Here is a 2572-nt window from a genome sequence, read left to right as displayed (position 1 = left end):
GCCCGGCGAGGACCTGATCTCCGGCCTCATCCGCGCCTCCGACCACGGCGAGCACCTCACCGAGAACGAGGCCGCCGCCATGGCCTTCATCCTCCTGTTCGCCGGCTTCGAGACGACCGTGAACCTCATCGGCAACGGCACCTACGCCCTGCTCACCCACCCCGGGCAGCGCCGCCGGCTGGCGGAGTCCCTGGCCCGGCGCGAGACGGACCTGCTGGCGACCGGCGTGGAGGAACTCCTGCGGTACGACGGCCCGGTGGAGCTGGCCACCTGGCGGTTCGCCACCGAGCCGCTCACCATCGGCGGGCAGGACATCGCGCCGGGCGACCCGGTGCTCGTCGTCCTCGCCGCCGCCGACCGGGACCCGGAGCGGTTCGCCGATCCGGACGTGCTGGACCTCGGCCGCCGCGACAACCAGCACCTCGGGTACGGCCACGGCATCCACTACTGCCTCGGCGCCCCGCTCGCCCGCCTGGAGGGCCAGACCGCGCTCGCCACCCTGCTCACCCGCCTGCCCGACCTGCGGCTCGCCGTCGATCCGGCCGAGCTGCGCTGGCGCGGCGGACTCATCATGCGCGGCCTGCGCACCCTGCCGGTCGAGTTCACTCCCACCGCCTGAGCGCGTCGCCGCGCACATCGCCGCACATCGCCCGGCGCGTCGCCGCGCACACCGCCCGGCGCATCACCTGGTCACAGCCCCTCCAGAGAAAGATGACAAGCATTCAACTCTGTGATCTTCACGTGATCTGTGCGGCATTAACTTGTGACAAGTGATCGTCTGCCGATACGTTCACCCATCAGCGCGGCGACGGGCTTCATCCGCCGCGCCGGTCCTGCTGTCGCTCGAAAGGCTTCTGCATGCTCTCCGGGAACGGTCGACACCGTCGCCCCCGTCAGGCTCCGGCCCTCCTCGTCGCGGCCGGAGTGACCGGCTCCGCCATCGCCATCCCGCTCCTCGGCGCGGCGAGCGCCAACGCGGCCGACGGCACCACGTGGGACAAGGTGGCCGAGTGCGAGAGCGGCGGCTCGTGGAGCGCCGACCCCGGCAACGGCTACTACGGCGGCCTGCAGATCTCGCTGGAGGACTGGAACGCCTACGGCGGCGGCCAGTACGCGGCCAGCCCCGACCAGGCCAGCCGCAACCAGCAGATCGCCGTCGCCGAGAAGATCCTCGCCGACAAGGGCACCAGCCCGTGGGCCACCTGCGCCCTGCTGTCCGGCCTGACCACCGACTCGGGTTCGGTGGACGTCGACACGGGCGTCGACGGCTCCGACGACAAGGGCGGTTCGGGCGACTCGTCCGGATCGGCCAACAAGTCGGACAACTCCGACAAGGGTGACAGCTCCGGTTCCTCCGGTGACTCCGGCTCGTCCGGTGTGCCGGGTTCGTCGCCTTCTGTCGGCGGTGACGCCGACACCAACTCCGGCTCCGGCGCCGGTTCCTCCGCGGATCCGAGCGCCGAGCCGGGCGGAAAGCCTGGCAAGGGCACGGACAAGGGCACCGGTTCTACGGGGACCGATACCCCCAAGTCCGACAAGTCCACCTCGCCGGGCGCCGGAGACGCACAGGAGCCCACCGGCTCTCCCTCGGCCACTCCGGGCACGGGTGTCGAGAGCAACCCCCAGCACGCCGCCGGTTCTTGGAGCCTGGTCGACACCGGCGCCCTCGGTGGCGGCCGTCACCGTGGGGCGAGCGCGGACGAAAGCGTGACAAACGGTCAGAATACCGCTTCGTCGGGCCGGCACGCATCCCGTGAAGCGGACACGTACACCGTCCGCGAGGGCGACTCCCTCGCCTCCATCGCCGACTCCCTTGAGGTCGACGGCGGGTGGCGCGCGCTCTACGCCGACAACAAGAAGGCCATCGGGTCCGACCCGAACCACATCTCCGCCGGTCAGACCCTGGAAGTCGAGGACGAAACGGGCACGAAGTAGCGGGAGTTGGCGCCCCACTTAACGCCCTAATGTCCGGTTTGGCGAAAGTGTGGGATGAGTCTCAGAAGCCCTGATCGTCTTTGAAATTCCGCCGAACGCGTGTCTACGGTCGAGGCCGCTCGTCACCACGAGCCCCGGCGGCCGCAACGCCGAATCCTGCCAGCGGTTGCCCGGGAACAGTCGTCGCGTCAAGCGCCGTAGGCAGGAGCGGGGGACCCAAGGTAAGTGCCGGGACCAGCAGTTGAGCTGGCGCCGGCTAGGGGTGAAGCCGCATCCCGCGCAAGCGGGAGTGCGGCCGGGCAACTCAACCGGCCCGAACCCGACAGCTCACCTCGCAGGCGTCGGTGAGGGGATCGATCCATGCTGTTTACCGGCAAGGGCAAGCACCGTCGTCCGTCCAAGGCCGTCCGCGCCATCACGCTCGCCGGTGTCACCGGCGCCGCCGTCGCCGCCCCGCTGATGGCGGCCGGCAACGCCTCCGCCGCCACCGCGGCCGAGTGGGACAAGGTCGCCCAGTGCGAGTCCGGCGGCAACTGGTCCATCAACACCGGCAACGGCTACTACGGCGGTCTGCAGTTCTCCGCCTCCACCTGGGCCGCGTACGGCGGCACGCAGTACGCCGCCACCGCCGACAAGG

Annotated in this window: 3 protein-coding genes and 1 riboswitch; all 3 genes read left to right on the top strand. The window is 70.6% G+C overall.

What is annotated here, in order from left to right:
* A partial coding sequence (locus CCN44_RS38300; RefSeq protein ID WP_143650303.1) for a cytochrome P450 occupies positions 1-619 on the top strand: 619 nt, incomplete at its 5' end.
* A 239-nt stretch (positions 620-858) separates the two neighbouring features.
* Positions 859-1935: a LysM peptidoglycan-binding domain-containing protein gene (locus CCN44_RS38295; protein ID WP_086703443.1), complete on the top strand. Its 1077-nt coding sequence runs from the start codon at positions 859-861 to the stop codon at positions 1933-1935.
* Between the two features lie 183 nt (positions 1936-2118).
* A riboswitch (cyclic di-AMP (ydaO/yuaA leader) is annotated at positions 2119-2291 on the top strand.
* 4 nt (positions 2292-2295) lie between these two features.
* Positions 2296-2572 (top strand): transglycosylase family protein (locus tag CCN44_RS38290; protein WP_143650300.1); only part of this gene is annotated, 277 nt, incomplete at its 3' end.

Origin of the sequence: Streptomyces tricolor (genome assembly GCF_002155905.1) — a bacterium.
Lineage (GTDB): Bacteria > Actinomycetota > Actinomycetes > Streptomycetales > Streptomycetaceae > Streptomyces > Streptomyces tricolor.
This window is presented reverse-complemented; position numbering and strand designations above follow the sequence as displayed.

Excerpts from the sequence above, each read along its gene's own strand:
- CCN44_RS38295 (WP_086703443.1), top strand. The coding sequence starts at position 859 with ATGCTCTCCGGGAACGGTCGACACCGTCGCCCCCGTCAGGCTCCGGCC.